Annotated in this window: 13 protein-coding genes; all 13 read right to left on the reverse strand. The window is 34.1% G+C overall.

All coding sequences use genetic code 11. From position 1 onward, the window contains the following. Positions 1-66 precede the first annotated feature (66 nt). Positions 67-1083 carry a Gfo/Idh/MocA family protein gene (locus BOQ62_RS19230; protein WP_129042017.1) on the reverse strand — a complete coding sequence of 339 codons (1017 nt, stop codon included), beginning with the start codon at positions 1081-1083 and terminating at the stop codon, positions 67-69. Positions 1084-1086: 3 nt separating this feature from the next. After that, positions 1087-1659 (reverse strand): acyltransferase, encoded by a 573-nt coding sequence (locus BOQ62_RS19235; RefSeq protein ID WP_129042018.1) that lies wholly within the window; start codon positions 1657-1659, stop codon positions 1087-1089. 1 nt (position 1660) lies between these two features. After that, a complete protein-coding gene (locus tag BOQ62_RS19240) occupies positions 1661-2800 on the reverse strand; it encodes a DegT/DnrJ/EryC1/StrS family aminotransferase (protein ID WP_129042019.1) in 1140 nt (379 codons plus the stop codon). A 39-nt stretch (positions 2801-2839) separates the two neighbouring features. Beyond that, positions 2840-4030 carry an L-2-hydroxyglutarate oxidase gene (gene lhgO, locus BOQ62_RS19245; RefSeq protein WP_129042020.1) on the reverse strand — a complete coding sequence of 397 codons (1191 nt, stop codon included), beginning with the start codon at positions 4028-4030 and terminating at the stop codon, positions 2840-2842. A 6-nt stretch (positions 4031-4036) separates the two neighbouring features. Next, the gene (locus BOQ62_RS19250; protein WP_129042021.1) at positions 4037-5332 is read right to left on the reverse strand and encodes a nucleotide sugar dehydrogenase; all 1296 of its coding nucleotides are present in this window, start codon (positions 5330-5332) and stop codon (positions 4037-4039) included. Further along, positions 5329-7728 carry a GumC family protein gene (locus BOQ62_RS19255; RefSeq protein ID WP_129042022.1) on the reverse strand — a complete coding sequence of 800 codons (2400 nt, stop codon included), beginning with the start codon at positions 7726-7728 and terminating at the stop codon, positions 5329-5331. Before BOQ62_RS19255 ends, BOQ62_RS19250 begins: the two co-directional genes overlap by 4 nt. Before the next feature lie 32 nt (positions 7729-7760). Then, complete coding sequence (locus BOQ62_RS19260) at positions 7761-8579, reverse strand: polysaccharide biosynthesis/export family protein (RefSeq protein WP_129042023.1); 819 nt, start codon at positions 8577-8579, stop codon at positions 7761-7763. A gap of 35 nt (positions 8580-8614) precedes the next feature. Beyond that, positions 8615-10543 (reverse strand): polysaccharide biosynthesis protein, encoded by a 1929-nt coding sequence (locus BOQ62_RS19265; protein ID WP_129042024.1) that lies wholly within the window; start codon positions 10541-10543, stop codon positions 8615-8617. Positions 10544-10896: 353 nt separating this feature from the next. Continuing rightward, positions 10897-11355 carry a regulatory protein RecX gene (locus tag BOQ62_RS19270; protein WP_129042025.1) on the reverse strand — a complete coding sequence of 153 codons (459 nt, stop codon included), beginning with the start codon at positions 11353-11355 and terminating at the stop codon, positions 10897-10899. A gap of 57 nt (positions 11356-11412) precedes the next feature. Continuing rightward, positions 11413-12678, reverse strand: coding sequence for a serine hydroxymethyltransferase (glyA, locus tag BOQ62_RS19275; RefSeq protein ID WP_129042026.1), 1266 nt, complete (start codon positions 12676-12678; stop codon positions 11413-11415). Between the two features lie 127 nt (positions 12679-12805). After that, complete coding sequence (locus BOQ62_RS19280) at positions 12806-13711, reverse strand: NAD(P)/FAD-dependent oxidoreductase (protein ID WP_129042027.1); 906 nt, start codon at positions 13709-13711, stop codon at positions 12806-12808. 123 nt (positions 13712-13834) lie between these two features. Then, positions 13835-15361, reverse strand: coding sequence for a glycosyltransferase family 39 protein (locus tag BOQ62_RS19285; RefSeq protein ID WP_129042028.1), 1527 nt, complete (start codon positions 15359-15361; stop codon positions 13835-13837). Positions 15362-15419: 58 nt separating this feature from the next. Further along, positions 15420-15737, reverse strand: coding sequence for a hypothetical protein (locus tag BOQ62_RS19290; RefSeq protein WP_129042029.1), 318 nt, complete (start codon positions 15735-15737; stop codon positions 15420-15422). Between the last annotated feature and the right edge of the window lie 111 nt (positions 15738-15848).

The raw sequence follows: 15848 nt of genomic DNA on the forward strand, positions 1-15848 counted from the left end.
AATATATTGAATAATCCAACCTCACTTATATGAAAACTAAAACCTTTTGAAAAGGATTTCTTTTACTTATTTAAGAGCATATATCTTCTCAATAATATCTACTACCTTCAATCCTTCCAAAGCATTGGTTGTAATAGTATTTCTTCCTTTTAATACGTCTACTACATTTTCTATGATATAGTGGTGATTGGCTGCAGAACCTTTATAAGCACCATAATCATTTCCTGGATTTGTAGGAGCAAGTTCTGGCATTACATAATCCTTCACGTTACATACCTCTACTTTATCCATATATTGTCCTCCAATTTTTACAGCCCCATTTTCAGCAATGATGGTCATTGAACTTTCAAGATTCTGATTCCATACAGAAGTAGAATAATTTAAAGCTCCCATCCCTCCATTTACGAAATCAAAGCTAATAAATCCGGAGTCTTCAAAATCAGTGAGATCTTTATGATTAAAATCTGCAAACTTTCCTTTAATATTAGTGATGTCACCAAATAACCAGTACATGATATCGATAAAATGAGAGAACTGGGTAAACAGCGTTCCTCCATCCAGTTCAAGCTTTCCATGCCATGATTCTGGCTTGTAATATCTTTCGTCACGGTTCCAATAGCAATTAAGCTGAACCATATATATTTCACCTAGTTTTCCGCTTTCTACCATCTCTTTTACCCATGCAGAAGGTGGAGAATAGCGGTTCTGCATTACAGCAAAAACTTGCTTATGCTTATGCAGTGCCTGGAAAATAAGTTTTTCAGCATCCTGTTTGTTCAAAGCCATCGGCTTTTCTACAACAATATGTTTTCCGGCATCAATTGCTTTATAGGACTGTTCAAAGTGGAATCCGTTTGGAGAAGCAATATTGATAACGTCTACTTCAATTCCGGATTTCAAAAACTCATCTAAAGAAGCAAAGAAAGGAACATCATAGCTTTCAATTCCTAAAACAGATTTATCTTTTACATCAATTAAAGCTACAAGCTCACACTCTGCATTTCTTGAGATCATTTCGGCATGTCTTTTTCCGATATGCCCGCAGCCTACTACTGCAAATTTTATTTTTTCAGCTATTTGCATTTTTTAAATTTTTGAAACTTTATTATTGTCAAGTTTATATTGTTCTCCGCTTTCTTCGCATACAGCAATACCCTCTTCATTGAAATTAAGACGATGTCCGAATTCACTCATCCAGCCCATTTGTCTTGCAGGATTCCCTACAACTAAAGCGTAATCCGGAACCTCTTTTGTTACTACAGCTCCAGCTCCGATAAAAGCATATTTTCCAATATCGTGTCCACAAACGATAGTTGCATTAGCGCCAATGGAAGCGCCAATCCCAACGTGTGTTTTCAAATATTCATTTTTTCTGTTTACGGCACTTCTAGGATTGATCACATTGGTAAAAACCATAGATGGGCCTAAGAAAACGTCATCATCACATGTTACTCCTTCATAAATAGAAACGTTATTCTGAACTTTTACATTTTTTCCTAAAACGACTTTAGGGGAAATCACTACATTCTGCCCAATATTACATTTTTCTCCTAAAATACAATCTGGCATGATATGTGAAAAGTGCCATATTTTAGTTCCTGCGCCTATATTACATCCTTCATCGATAACGGCTGTTTCGTGTGCAAAAAAATCCGACATATTATATTGATTGTGATTGATTAAAAAAATTTTTGATCTCAGAAATAATATAATCTGATGATTCCTTATCAAACTCTGTGTGTACAGGGAGCGATAGAACTTCTGAGCAAAGCATTTCTGTAACCGGAAGACTAAAGCCTTCTTCTACGTATTGCTGAAAAGCCTCCTGTTTATATAACGGAAGTGGATAATAAATCATACTTGGAATATTTTTTTCACCAAGATATTGTTGTAATGCATCTCTTTTTCCGTTTTTCACTCTAAGAGTATATTGATGAAAAACATGGGTAGAGTTTTTTGCTCTTTCCGGAACCTGAATTTCGGATAGGCCAGCAAGGTGCTCATCGTAATAAGTGGCCATTGCATTTCTAGCTTCTGAGTATTCATCAAGCTTTTTTAACTTCACTTTTAGAACGGCTGCCTGAATGGTATCCAATCTTGAGTTACATCCCAAAACTTTATGATGATATTTTTTTTGCTGACCATGGTTGGCAATCATTCTGATTTTTAAAGCCAGATCATCATTATTGGTCATTATAGCACCTCCATCTCCATAGCAGCCTAAATTTTTCGATGGAAAAAAAGACGTACATCCGATATCTCCTATTGTACCTGTTTTCTTTATTGTTCCATCTGAGAAGGTATAATCTGAACCAATAGCCTGAGCATTATCTTCAATGACAAAGAGGTTATGTTTTTTGGCAAATTCAAGAATATTCTCCATGTTAGCACTTTGTCCGTATAAGTGAACCGGAACTATAGCTTTTGTATTAGAAGTCATATATTTTTCCAGCCCGTTAAGCTCGATTTCAAAGGTATTTTCATCCACATCTACCATAACAGGTTTTAAACCTAAAAGACCTATGACTTCTGCAGTGGCTACATATGTAAATGCCGGACATAGTACTTCATCACCTGGTTTAAGATCCAAAGCCATCATTGCGATCTGCAATGCATCTGTACCGTTAGCACAAGGAATTACATGCTTTACATCTAAGTACTTTTCAAAATCCTGCTGAAATTCTTTTACTGCAGGACCATTGATGAATGCTGTATTATCGATACATTCCTGAATACCAGCATCGATTTCAGTTTTTATTTTTTGATATTGACCTTTAAGATCAACCATTTGAATTTTCATATTTATATCTGTTTTGGATATCACACAAAAAGTAGTTTTTTATTTTTGTATAAGCTCACTTATTTTGTTCCCGATTGCAAAACAAGATGTTGCAGCTGGAGAAGGTGCATTTCTTACATGGATGATATTTCCGTTTTTCACGATATCAAAATCATCAATTAATGCTCCATTTCTATCACAAGCCTGCGCTCTTACCCCAGCTCCACCTGTTACAAGATCACTTTCCTGTATTTCGGGCATCAATTTTTGTAAAGCTTTTGTGAAGGCAGATTTTGAAAGAGAGCGGTGAACTTCTCCCATCCCTGTTTTTCCGTATTTTGCTACAATTTTTCTGAAACCAGGCCATGTAAGAGTCTGCATTGTTTCATTGAAATCGAAATCAAAAAACTTGTATCCCTCTTTTCGGAACGCTAGGACAGCATTAGGACCAGCTTCAATATTTCCATCAATCATTCTTGTAAAATGAACACCGAGGAAAGGGAAATTAGGATCTGGAACAGGATAAATCAAATGTTTTACAAGATGTTTTTTCTCATCTTTTATTTTGTAATACTCACCTCTGAAAGGAATGATTATGACATCATTTTTTTCATTGGTCATTTTTGTGATTTTATCTGAGTAAAGTCCTGCACACGAAATTAATTTCTTTGCTCTGAATTCTGATTGACTGGTTGTAACAATCACTTCCGAATTAGTATTGCGAATGTTTTTAACTTCATTGTTAAATTTAACTTCTCCTCCAAGTTCTTCAAAGAGTTCTTTGATCTTTTTCGCAACTCCAGGGTAATCTATGATTCCGGTCTGTGGTACTTTAATCGCTTTTATTCCTTCGCAATGAGGTTCAATTTCACGAAATTCTTCTCTTGAAAGGTATTTCAGATTCTGAAGACCGTTATCTACTCCTCTTTTATAGATATTATCAAGAAGGGGTAGCTCTTCCTGCGAGGTGGCTACAATAATTTTACCACAAAGATCATATTTGATCCCATATTTCTCAGCAAAGTTGATTACTGAGTTGTATCCTTCTATACAATTAGTTGCTTTAAGACTTCCTGGTTTATAGTATATACCACTATGAATTACTCCACTGTTATGCCCAGACTGGTGTAATGCTACATCTTTTTCTTTTTCTAAAATAAGAATTTTAGAATCTGGATTTTTAAGTTTGGCCTGATAAGCTGTTGCCAATCCTACTAAGCCTGCACCAACTATTACAATATCATAATTCATTCTCCGTTACAGTCTTGCATCAACCAAATTTCTGTCTAAACATGCTTTGGTATCAAATACCACAGCATTGTCATTTTTCAGATTATTAAGATCCATTTCAAGGAATTCATTGTGGGAAACAGCAATGATAAGAGAATCATATTTTTTTCCTTCAATAAGTGCATCCAGTATATTAATACCATATTCGTGGTTCACTTCTTCTTTACTTGCCCAAGGATCGTAAATATCTACATTCACTCCAAAATCTGAAAGTTCTCTATAGATGTCTACCACTTTCGTGTTTCTTACATCCGGGCAGTTTTCTTTGAAGGTAACTCCTAAGATAAGTGCTTTTGAATCTTTGATTACACCTCCTTTTGCAATAAGAAGTTTTACCACTTTAGAAGCAACAAATTTTGCAATAGAATCGTTCACACGTCTACCAGATAAAATAACATCAGGGTGGTATCCTAACTGTTCTGCTTTATGCGCCAAATAATAAGGATCTACTGAAATACAGTGTCCTCCTACTAATCCTGGTTTATATTTCAGGAAGTTATATTTTGTTCCTGCAGCTTCCAATACATCGTTGGTATCAATACCCACTCTATCAAAGATTAAAGCCAGTTCGTTTACAAAAGAGATGTTAACGTCTCTCTGTGCATTTTCGATAGCTTTAGAAGCTTCTGCTACTTTAATACTTGGTGCTTTATGGGTACCAGCAGTAATAATTTTCTTATAAAGGTTATCTACTTCTTCTGCAATTTCTTCTGTAGAACCAGAAGTTACTTTTTTTACACTTGTAAGGGTATTCACTTTATCTCCGGGATTAATTCTCTCTGGTGAATATCCTACATAAAAGTCTTCATTGAATTTCAGACTTGAATATTTTTCAAGAACCGGAACACACTCTTCCTCTGTACAACCAGGGAAAACTGTAGATTCGTAAATAATGATATCTCCTTTTTTAATAATTTCTCCCAACATTTTTGAGGCAGAAATCAAAGGGTTTAGATCAGGTGCATTATATTTATCAATAGGTGTAGGGACTGTTACAATAAAAACATTAGCATCTGAAATTTCAGAAAGCTGGCTTGTCGATCTATATCCTATCGTTCCGTTTGAATCTTTAAATCTTTCAAGACCACTGTTCAGTTTGTCAAGGTCTGCCTCTAAAGTAATATCCTCTCCGTCATTAAGCTGCTCCACACGTTGTGTGTTGATATCAAATCCTAATACAGGATAATGAGCTGCAAATTCCAATGACAATGGAAGTCCTACATAGCCTTGTCCAATAACTGCTATTTTATATGTTTTCATCATTTACTAAGTTTATTTTTGAATTTTTGAAACCAAGATTTTTCAACATGATTATTATATCCATAACCATATTTATTACTGTATCCCAGATTTTCTCTGTTTACATCATTAAGTACAAATCCTACATTTTTGATCTTTTTCTGATCAATGTTAATATTTGCAAACTCAAGTAATGTCTTTTCTGTATACTTAGATCTTGATACGTAGATTGTAACATCTGCAAGATCAGCTATAAGGAATGTATCTGTAACCAGAAGTAATGGAGCTGTATCCAAAATGATATAATCATATTTTCCTTTCAATTCATCCAAAAGGATTTCATAACGTCCGTTGGATAATAATTCTGTTGGATTAGGTGGGATCATCCCTGAGTAGATCACATCCAGATGAGGGTTAAAAGAGGATACATGAATAATATCTTCAAGTTTAGTATGGTCAGAGTAAAGGAATTCAGTAAGGCCTGTAAGACCCTTTCTGGCCGGATTATATCTTTGTAATTGAGGATTTCTGATATCAGAACCTATGATAATTGCTTTCTTCTTAGGGTTAGCCAGTGTTAAAGCTAAATTAACAGAAGTAAATGTTTTTCCTTCTCCTTTTACTGATGATGTAACAAATACGATTTTACCTTTTTTATCTTTGGGAAGCATAAAATTCATATTGGTAATAAGAATTCTGAACGCCTCAGCCATAGGAGTAATATCATTTACTTTTACAATATCTGAATCTCCTTTTTCCAGACTAGGAAGTTCTGCTATAATAGGAGCATGTACTAGTTTCTCTAAATCATGTTTTGTAACAACTTTATTATTTAGAAGTTGAGATACATAAATAATAATGAAAGGCACTAACAATCCTAGCACTAATGCCGCAATAAAGATAATATTACTTTTAGGAGAAATAGGTGCTGCAGAAGCATAAGCAGCATCAATAATTTTAGCTTTTGGAGCTGTAATAGATTGTCCGATGGCTGTTTCTTCTCTTTTCTGAAGTAAAAGCAGGTACAAATTCTCTTTAATTTGTTGTTGTCTTTCTATACTTCTGAACATTTTTTCAATAGAAGGTAACTTTGATATCTTCCCTGATACTTTATTTTGTTCTCCTAAATATTCATTTCTAGCAAGTTCAAGACCTACTTTATTTCTTTGAAGGCTCTGCATAATAGAATTACGCATTCCATTTATTTGTTTTGTAACATCTACTACGGCTGGGTTCTCAGCTGTAGCAGATTCTAACAATCTATTTCTTTGTAGAACAAGCTGATTGTATGTAGAAATACCAGAGGTTGCGTCAGGATTATTCAATCCAACATTTGCCGGTAAAACCTGATATTGTCCTTGTTTAGAAACATAGCCAATTAATGCATTTGTAAGTTCCAACTGCGCATCCACGTCCAATTGCTTAGCTCTTGCTGCTGCTGAACTTTCCAAATTAATCTTAGCTTCTGTTTCTAAATCTGTAAGATTATTTTTTGATTTGAAACTTTCTTTCTGATTCTCTACTTCACCAAGTTCTCCTGATAATTTTTTGATTCTGTCCTCAATAAAATCCAAAGTCTTTCTTGATTCTGAGTTCTTATCTGAAATAGCATCATTATTGTAAGCTACTACAAGGCTATTGATAATATCTTTTGCTTTTGATACCTGAGGATATTTATAGGCTAACTTCAAAACCGTAGTTTCCTTATTAACCAATGCTACCGTAAGGGGTCCTTGAAGGCTGTTTACTTTCGCTTCCAGAGAAGAAATCTGAATATCAAGATTCTTTGTGTCTACTCCTTTAACTTCTGCTGGATTAAATGTAAGATTCTTTGTTATAATTATATTTGCATAAGGTAAACTAACTGTTTTTCCATAAGTTGTAATAATCTCTTTTTTAAGATTCTCAGAACTTAATGTAAGCTTTTCTTCATCTATAGAAAGTTTAACAGTGTTTGTTTGAGTTTTACTCGGTTTTTCTGAAATTACTTTTATTTCAATCGGCGAAGTTTCTTTATACAGCTCTAAAGTTGAAATTCTTCCTTTCGCAGTAATATTAGTTTGAAGGTTTTGATTAAGAATAACTTCGCGCATCATCTTTTTCGACTTCAAAATTTCTATTTCATTGGCAATACTGTTTGTCTTAAGACCTCCAATTCCTGATAAATCAGGTAAAATACCTAAGTCATTTGCCATTATTGGCGAAGAAGAATTCTTCGCATCTTTAATTAATATCGTGGACTGTATATCATATACAGGAACCATAAATTTTAGTGAAATATAGCCTATAATCAAAGCGATAAATGCACTAAGAATGAACCATGGCCATTTTCGGATAAACGGTTTTATGATTTCATTGATATTAATATTGTTTGAGCTGTTTTCTGTCTCTGAAAATTGCGAAGATTGCTGGTTATCCATCAATTTTTATTTCTTATTAAATAAACTTACTACTACTTCTTAAATAAACTTACTACTACTGCAATTGCTGTAACCCCAATCGAAATGGCGGTCAGATAAAGTCCTGTATTTGGATTTTGTTTTGCGATAAGATCTTTTGTATTATTAGAAGAAACAATAATTGCATCTCCTTGTTTTAGATTATAATACGGAGAATTAATAAGGTTTGCATCATGTAAGTTGACACGGCCATGTGTAACTACTCCATTCTCAGTTCTAATAACCAATACTTCTTCTCTTTTTCCATATACTGTTAAATCACCTGCAAGTCCTAAAGCATTCAATATAGTAGCCTGGCCATTTGATATAGTATAGTCACCTTGTCTGTTTACTTCTCCTAATACCGTAACTTTGAAATTAGCAAGCCTTACATTTACTGTTGGGTTAATAACATATTTTGTCATTCTTTCCCTTAGGTCATCCTTAAATTCAGTTAACGTTTTATCAGTTGTATTTAGTTTCCCTAATACAGGAAAATCAATATTCCCATTGGCGTCTACAATATAAGTAGGACCAACAAGTGTTGTTGCTCCTTGATTAGGGGTATTACTTCCTGCTAAGGTATTTGTCTGTATCAGTTCAGAAGCAGAATAATTTTGATTGAACGATTTTACAACGTCCATGTCTTTTGCCGTAACCAAAATCACTAACTGATCCCCGGTTTGGATTGTAGATTTTGAATTTTTTGCAGAAGCTTCCAAAGCTACGTTTTCTATATTCTGCATATAGTTCAAATCATTTTGAGCTTTCTGGTTAGTCTTACAAGAAACCAACAACAATGCCAGAAATATTGCTAATGCTTTACCCTTCATATTTTAAAAATTGTACAAATATACATTTATATTTTTTACTTGTCTAGTGCCTCATAAATAGAATTATTGCTTCTAAATTCAGGGACAATTGTTTTCAATATTTTCACTACTTCCACCTTATCTCTTCTTAAGGAAGCTTTAGTAATTTGTTTAGTAAGTGTATCTATTTCTTCAAATCCCATAGAAGGATCTTTAGAGATCATAATCTTATCATTGTGAGTAGGAAGTGTTTTCGCATCGTCACTTAAAAGCTCTTCATATAATTTTTCACCAGGTCTCAATCCTGTATAAATGATTTTAATATCAATATTCGGTTCAAACCCTGATAATTTTATCATTCTTTTCGCAAGATCAAGAATTTTAACTGGTTCTCCCATATCAAAGACAAAAATCTCACCACCTTCTCCCATGGTTCCAGCCTGTAGGACAAGCTCACAGGCTTCCGGAATAGTCATGAAATATCTTACAATCTCAGGATGAGTTATAGTTACTGGTCCTCCAGCTTCAATCTGTTTTTTAAAGTGAGGAATTACCGAACCATTAGATCCTAATACATTTCCAAATCTTGTTGTAATAAATTTGGTTACATTGCCATCAACATTCTGAAGTGACTGTACAAAAAGTTCTGCAGCACGTTTTGATGCACCCATTACATTAGTAGGATTTACAGCTTTATCTGTAGACACCATAACAAATCGGTTTACCTTATACTTGCTGGATAGTTTTGCAACAATCTTAGACCCTAATATATTAACAAAAATAGCTTCGTGAGGATTTTCTTCTACCAGAGGTACATGCTTATAAGCAGCAGCATGATATACCATAGAGAAGTTGTACATCTGGAATAAAGATTCCATTCTATGTTGATTAGAAACATCTCCTAAAACAAATTTGAAAGCAATATGAGGATACTTTTCCCTCATTTCAAGTTCAATTTCATAAAGCGGTGTTTCTGCCTGATCTAACACAACGATTAAGGATGGATTAAAGTTAGCAACCTGTCTTACAATTTCGCTTCCAATAGATCCTGCTCCCCCGGTTACCAGAACCGTTTTATCAAAATGTCTGCTTTTTACTTTTTCATTTTGGATTTTAATAGGTTTTCTATTCAGCAGATCTTCAATCTGAAGATTTCTGATAGATCCACCTAAATCACTATCTCTTAACTTCTGTACAGATGGAGCTTTAAAAACATTAAGATCTTTCTCCAGAAATAAGTTTACCCAAGAGTTCACTTCATCTCTTGCCATCATTTCTTTCACAATAAGAACACCATCTATAATAAGATCCTCTTTTGTATGTTCTTCAATTTTTTTCTTTTCATAGATTGGCTTCCCAAGCAATGAAGCTCTTTTTGAATCTGTTCTCTGAGTCAGAAATCCTACCACTTGATAGGGAAGGCTTGGGTTATCAAGAATCGCTCTTGCAATGGCAATTGACTGTTCGTCAATTCCTAGTACAAGAATCCTTTTTTTCAAAGCACTTCTTCTGTATTCTCTTACGATGTGAAAAAATTCTTTTACATATAACCTGAAAAGGAATAATCCCATGAACGAAATTACAAAATACAAAATCAGATAAGGAGTAAGGATAAATTTGCTCCCTGTACTCCAGAAATAGAATATATTTATTGTTCCAATAGCCAGCATTGTACAAAAGCAGGATATCAGAAGCTTAAACAAATCTATGAATGTTGAATGGCGGATAATTCCCGCATAGGTTTTGAAAACATACATAAAAGCAGTATTCATCAAGATGATAAAAGCGAAAATCACGCTTTTATCTTCATGATAGATAAAGTCCTGCTTAGTAATTTTTTCGATAATGTAAGTAGAAAGAAATAAAGATATAACCAGAATAATAATGTCTATTACAAGAATTATCCATCTAGGAAGATACCTTACGTCTGAGAGATTGACAACATTATCCCCTCCAAATAATTTTTTCCTAAGAGAATTGTACATTGTCTATATTGGTGTTCATATTTAATTAAAGTCTAATATCTGATCATACAATCAAAGATAATTCCGATACAATCATGCAAAAATAAATAAATTTATCTCAATATGTTGAAATCAAAAATAAAATTGATGTTACATTTATGAAATCTAGTGATTCCATTAGAATACAGCTAAACTCACAGACAAAAACTGTACCATAAAAACTCTTATAAAAGTGATATTTATCTATAGAATTGTCTTAATCTAGCTGTTTTATATTTAAAATAATTATTAAATATCTATATATCAATCTTTTTCAATGAACTGTTTGTTTGCTTTAAAGAAATCACGGTCAAGTTTTTTTATTTTGTTAATATTTAGTCAAAAATATCAATTATTTTCTCATATTCAAAACCTTTGGTCATCAAATATTTTATTGTCTTGGTTTTTTTTTGATATTCTTTCAAGCCAGTTTGTTTGGAATAATAATCATCAAAAATTTTCCTTATAGTTCTTTCATAATCAGGTTCATAAATCTCATCAAAACAAGAATTGATTAGCTTTTCAGAAATCTGTTTTTGCTTCAGATTCATTTTTATTTTGATTCTGCCCCAATGTTTGATGTAGAATTTACCTCTGATATAGCTTCGTGTAAACCTTTCTTCATTCAGATAATTTTCTTTCAAGAGATATAAAATGATTTCTTCCTTTGCTTCCTCAATAAGCAGAAATTCCCTCATCTTCTGTTCCACTTCGGCATGACAACGATCCTGGTAAACACAGTAATTGACCAGTTTTTGTTTGATTTCTTCGAAAGTATATGATTTTTTGTCCATTTGAATAAAAAAAGAATGAGCAGTCTGCTCATTCTTTATATGATATTGGAATGCCTGTTAGTAATTAAACAAAGCTTTTCCTTCCATTAATTGGTTCACTTTCTTTCTTACTGATGAAAGAACTTCTTCATTTTTGATATTATCCACTACTTCAGAAATCAATCCTGCAATTGTATCCATGTCATTTTCTTTCAATCCTCTTGTAGTAATAGCAGCAGTTCCTAATCTGATACCAGATGTAGTAAATGGAGATTTATCATCGAAAGGAACCATGTTTTTGTTGCAAGTAATATCGGCAAGCACTAATGCTTTTTCTGTTTCTTTACCGTTTACTCCTTTGTTCCTAAGGTCAACTAACATTAAGTGGTTGTCTGTACCGCCACTCACGATATCAAATCCTCTGTCGATCATCGCTTTTGATAATTCCTGAGCGTTTGATTTAACCTGTTTTGCATATGTTTCGAACTGCACATCTAAAGCTTCACCGAAAGCTACCGCTTTACCAGCAATCACATGCTCAAGCGGACCTCCCTGAATACCAGGGAATACGGCTCCGTCTAATACCTGGCTCATCATTTTAATTTCTCCTTTTGGAGTCTTGTGGCCATATGTATTTTCGAAATCTTTACCCATCATGATCATTCCCCCTCTTGGTCCTCTAAGTGTTTTATGAGTAGTGGTAGTTACTACATGACAATGTTCGAATGGTGAGTTTAATAATCCTTTTGCTACTAAACCAGCCGGGTGAGCGATGTCTGCCCAAAGTGTAGCTCCTACTTCGTCTGCAACTTCTCTGAATTTAGCATAATCTAAGTCTCTTGAGTATGCTGAGAAACCTGCAATAAGCATTTTTGGTTTTTCTCTCAAAGCCACTTCTCTCATCTGGTCATAATCAATAAGACCTGTTTCCTGCTGAACTCCGTAAGAAACTACGTTATACTGAATACCAGAAAAATTTACTGCAGAACCGTGAGTAAGGTGTCCTCCCATTGAAAGGTCCATACCCATGATTTTGTCACCTGGTTTTAAAACTGCAAGATAAATGGCAGCATTCGCCTGAGAACCGGAATGTGGCTGAACATTCACATAATCTACTCCGAAAAGTTCTTTTGCTCTGTTGATAGCCAATGTTTCAACCTCGTCTACAACTTCACATCCTCCGTAATATCTTTTTCCGGGATATCCTTCAGCATATTTGTTTGTCAGTACACTTCCCATTGCTTTCATCACGTTTTCAGAAACAAAATTTTCTGATGCGATAAGCTCTAATCCATGGGTTTGTCTTTGTCTTTCCTTTTCAATCAGGTCGAAAATAATATCCATTTTACTTTTAGTTTTTGAAATTTCCACCCCAAATGTACGGAATTTTCGTCGAGATTTATCTATCGAAAAAATGATTTTTAAACACTAAAAAATGAAAACACACCTCTTTTATTTCTTCGGAAAGCCTTTAAAATTCTTCATCAGAAAGTTCTTTATTCACTACTGCGCCTGCAAAATTACCCTGCGCTACGGCATTGGCTACAGAGCGCATCATGGTAACATTATCTCCACAGGCAAAAAGTCCGGGGATGTTTGTTTTCTGCATCATATCTACTTTAATAAATCCCTGTTCTGTAAGTTCACATCCCAAATCGTCCGATACATTTACATTCTGTTCAAAAGGTATTTTAGCATACAAAGCCTGTAATTGAATTTCTTTCCCGTTTTTGAAAACGACTTTTTGAATAGAACCTTCTTCATGTTTTATTTCTTTAATTTCATCTTCGTTAAGAATGATTTTGTTCTGATCCAGTTTTTCAATCTGTTCTTTTGAAAGTGCAGCTTTTCCATTGGTGAACAAAGTAAGGTTTTTAGTCAGATTAAAAACCAGTTTTGAAAATTCGTAAGCCATCTCTCCGTTAGAAAGAATTCCGGTAATTTCGTTTTTCACTTCGTAGCCATGACAGTATGGGCAATGTATCACAGAAATCCCCCAGCATTCTGCAAATCCGGGAATATCCGGCATGAGGTCTTTTACTCCAGAAGCAAGAATTATTTTTTTTGTATAGAACTTTTCTCCTGATGAAGTTTCAATCTCAAAACCGTCATTTACTTTGGAAGTTTTTACGACTGTTCCGTTATAAAATTGTACAGTTTTATATTTTTCCACATCTTCTTTGGCCAGCTTTGCAATTTCTGCCGGCGTTTTCCCGTCATGGGTAACAAAGTTATGAGAATGCGGAGTTTGTCTGTTACAGGGTTTTCCGTTGTCGATGATGAGTACATTTCTTACAGATCTTCCTAAAGACATTCCTGCAGATAATCCAGAGTAGCTTCCTCCTATGATAATGACATCAAAGTTTTTGTTTTCCATAGTTCAGTTGATAGTTGATAGTGCAAAGATAGCCTAAAATCAACTAACGCAATAAAGTTGCAATAATATTTATCTATTAACTTTATCTTGTCTACAAATCATCATTCTCAACTTTATTGAAAACTATTCCCACTCGTTTTTAACTTCAATAATTTCGTCATGAATTCTTTTATTAACATCTATTTTCGCTCCCTGTAAGCTGAAAATTGCGGTTCCTCTTTCTCTTGCATATGGATTGGTAATGGAATCATATAATTTTGCAACCTCAAAAAACGAACCTGATTCTTCAAGTTCTTTGCCTGCTTCGGCAGCATCTTTTACCCTGATCACATTTTTATATTTTTTGCTTAAATCGATCCAATTGATATAGTCTGCATGAAAAGACATCGCTACAACATCGGCCTTTGAATAATAATTAATCGCTCCGGTCTGTCCATAGTTATCACACAGCACCATGGTATTTCCAGATTTTGACAGTCGGGAATATTCTTTATCTACTTTTTTGGCCAATTCTTTCCAGCCCTGCATATCGGCAAAATCCTGTGGTAACGGATGATCTTTACCGTCTTCCCAGCGAAGCAGTCCGAGTTTTTTGTATTGATTCTGATGGGATTCAATATATGCAGGACTTTTATTCGGAAAGGCTACATTATATAGAGGAAGGAATAAAAGTATTGGAATAAGTATGCTAACCGGTTTTAAAAACCTTTTCCATCCATTTTCAAATACACGACCCAGAAAAACGGATCCAAAAGCAATATAAACAGGATATAATCCTATCGCATAATAATCTTTTGCTTTAAAAAACAAAAACAGGGTAATGGTTATGATATAGCTCCAGAAGAAAAACCGGAATTTCTCAAAGGGTTTATATAATAATAGAGCTCCCCAACCTGCGATCAACACAAAAATAACTCCAACAAAAAATAAAATCTGAGATTTCATAAAACTCATCCGGTCTACGTGTACAAGCTGCTTCTCCGAAAGCTCTTTCATATGATGGATTACCGGAAACTGATTCTGATACTGCCAGAGAAGATTGGGAAAAATAATGATTAATGCTAAAAGTGCAGCCCAATACACATGAACCTGCATAAAAATCTTCCTTTGCTCCGTTAATAATAATGCAGGGATAAGCCCTAATAATGAAAAAGCAATATTGTATTTATTTAACATTCCTATTCCAAAAATAACAGCTCCTATGTACAACCATTTTACTTGTTGGGAATTAAAATATTTAATCAGACTATAATAAAGGAACAACCATAGAAAAATTTCTAAAGATGTTGGCTGGAACAGCATATTTACCCGAAGAAGGACTGAAAGTAAAATACCTAAAGAAGCCAATATTTTAGCAAACAGACTTCCTTTAAGTTCTTCAACTACCTTCCATGTCAATATAATGGTCAAAGCTCCGAACAGTGCTGGAAAAAATTTAACCCAAAACACGGAATTTCCCAACATTTTAATCATCCATGCCAGCCATGAATTAACAGGAGGAACGGAAAGATATCCCCACGCAAGATGATTAGCCTGATCAAGATGCAGGTATTCGTCTCTGTGCAGTTCATACTCAGGACTTATCAGTGAGTATTGGAGTGCAAACTTTGTAATGATAAAAAGTAAAAGAATCCAATAGTCTTTTTTCATGGAGGTATAGTTTGTAATTTAAAAGTAAGACATTTTGAATTCACGTTTTGTTACAATCTTATGCTTTTTCGAAGTTCTTATTAATCATTTCGTTTTTTATTTTTTGAATTTTATCTGACCAATAATTAATTTCCTCATTTTTATCCAGGAATTCTTCTATAGATTTATTTTGACATGAAATCAATGACTCCTGATAAGAACGCAATATGTTATTTAAATACATTTCATACTCGTTAGGATTTTTAGGGATATAGCCTATTCCATCACAACCGCAGGTATGGAAACATTTACCTGTTTTAAAAAGACTTTCTATAATCTTCCATTCTTTGACTGCTGTTTTTTTAGGGGCTTTGAAATCTTTACCCAGATCAGCCATTACATTACTGCACTCTGGACATTTTATAGTTCTGTTTTCAATCTCTGAAACAATTTTTTTGTAATTCTTCTGTTGCTGTTTTTGTGAAGAGATATCCTACTTTACGAACTG

Origin of the sequence: Chryseobacterium sp. CH21, assembly GCF_004119445.1 — a bacterium.
Lineage (GTDB): Bacteria > Bacteroidota > Bacteroidia > Flavobacteriales > Weeksellaceae > Chryseobacterium.

Bases quoted from the DNA above. Each gene is read 5' to 3' on its own strand.
- BOQ62_RS19230 (WP_129042017.1), bottom strand. From the start codon at position 1,083: ATGCAAATAGCTGAAAAAATAAAATTTGCAGTAGTAGGCTGCGGGCAT.
- BOQ62_RS19235 (WP_129042018.1), bottom strand. From the start codon at position 1,659: ATGTCGGATTTTTTTGCACACGAAACAGCCGTTATCGATGAAGGATGT.
- BOQ62_RS19240 (WP_129042019.1), bottom strand. From the start codon at position 2,800: ATGAAAATTCAAATGGTTGATCTTAAAGGTCAATATCAAAAAATAAAA.
- lhgO (WP_129042020.1), bottom strand. From the start codon at position 4,030: ATGAATTATGATATTGTAATAGTTGGTGCAGGCTTAGTAGGATTGGCA.
- BOQ62_RS19250 (WP_129042021.1), bottom strand. From the start codon at position 5,332: ATGATGAAAACATATAAAATAGCAGTTATTGGACAAGGCTATGTAGGA.
- BOQ62_RS19255 (WP_129042022.1), bottom strand. From the start codon at position 7,728: ATGGATAACCAGCAATCTTCGCAATTTTCAGAGACAGAAAACAGCTCA.
- BOQ62_RS19260 (WP_129042023.1), bottom strand. From the start codon at position 8,579: ATGAAGGGTAAAGCATTAGCAATATTTCTGGCATTGTTGTTGGTTTCT.
- BOQ62_RS19265 (WP_129042024.1), bottom strand. From the start codon at position 10,543: ATGTACAATTCTCTTAGGAAAAAATTATTTGGAGGGGATAATGTTGTC.
- BOQ62_RS19270 (WP_129042025.1), bottom strand. From the start codon at position 11,355: ATGGACAAAAAATCATATACTTTCGAAGAAATCAAACAAAAACTGGTC.
- glyA (WP_129042026.1), bottom strand. From the start codon at position 12,678: ATGGATATTATTTTCGACCTGATTGAAAAGGAAAGACAAAGACAAACC.
- BOQ62_RS19280 (WP_129042027.1), bottom strand. From the start codon at position 13,711: ATGGAAAACAAAAACTTTGATGTCATTATCATAGGAGGAAGCTACTCT.
- BOQ62_RS19285 (WP_129042028.1), bottom strand. From the start codon at position 15,361: ATGAAAAAAGACTATTGGATTCTTTTACTTTTTATCATTACAAAGTTT.
- BOQ62_RS19290 (WP_129042029.1), bottom strand. From the start codon at position 15,737: ATGGCTGATCTGGGTAAAGATTTCAAAGCCCCTAAAAAAACAGCAGTC.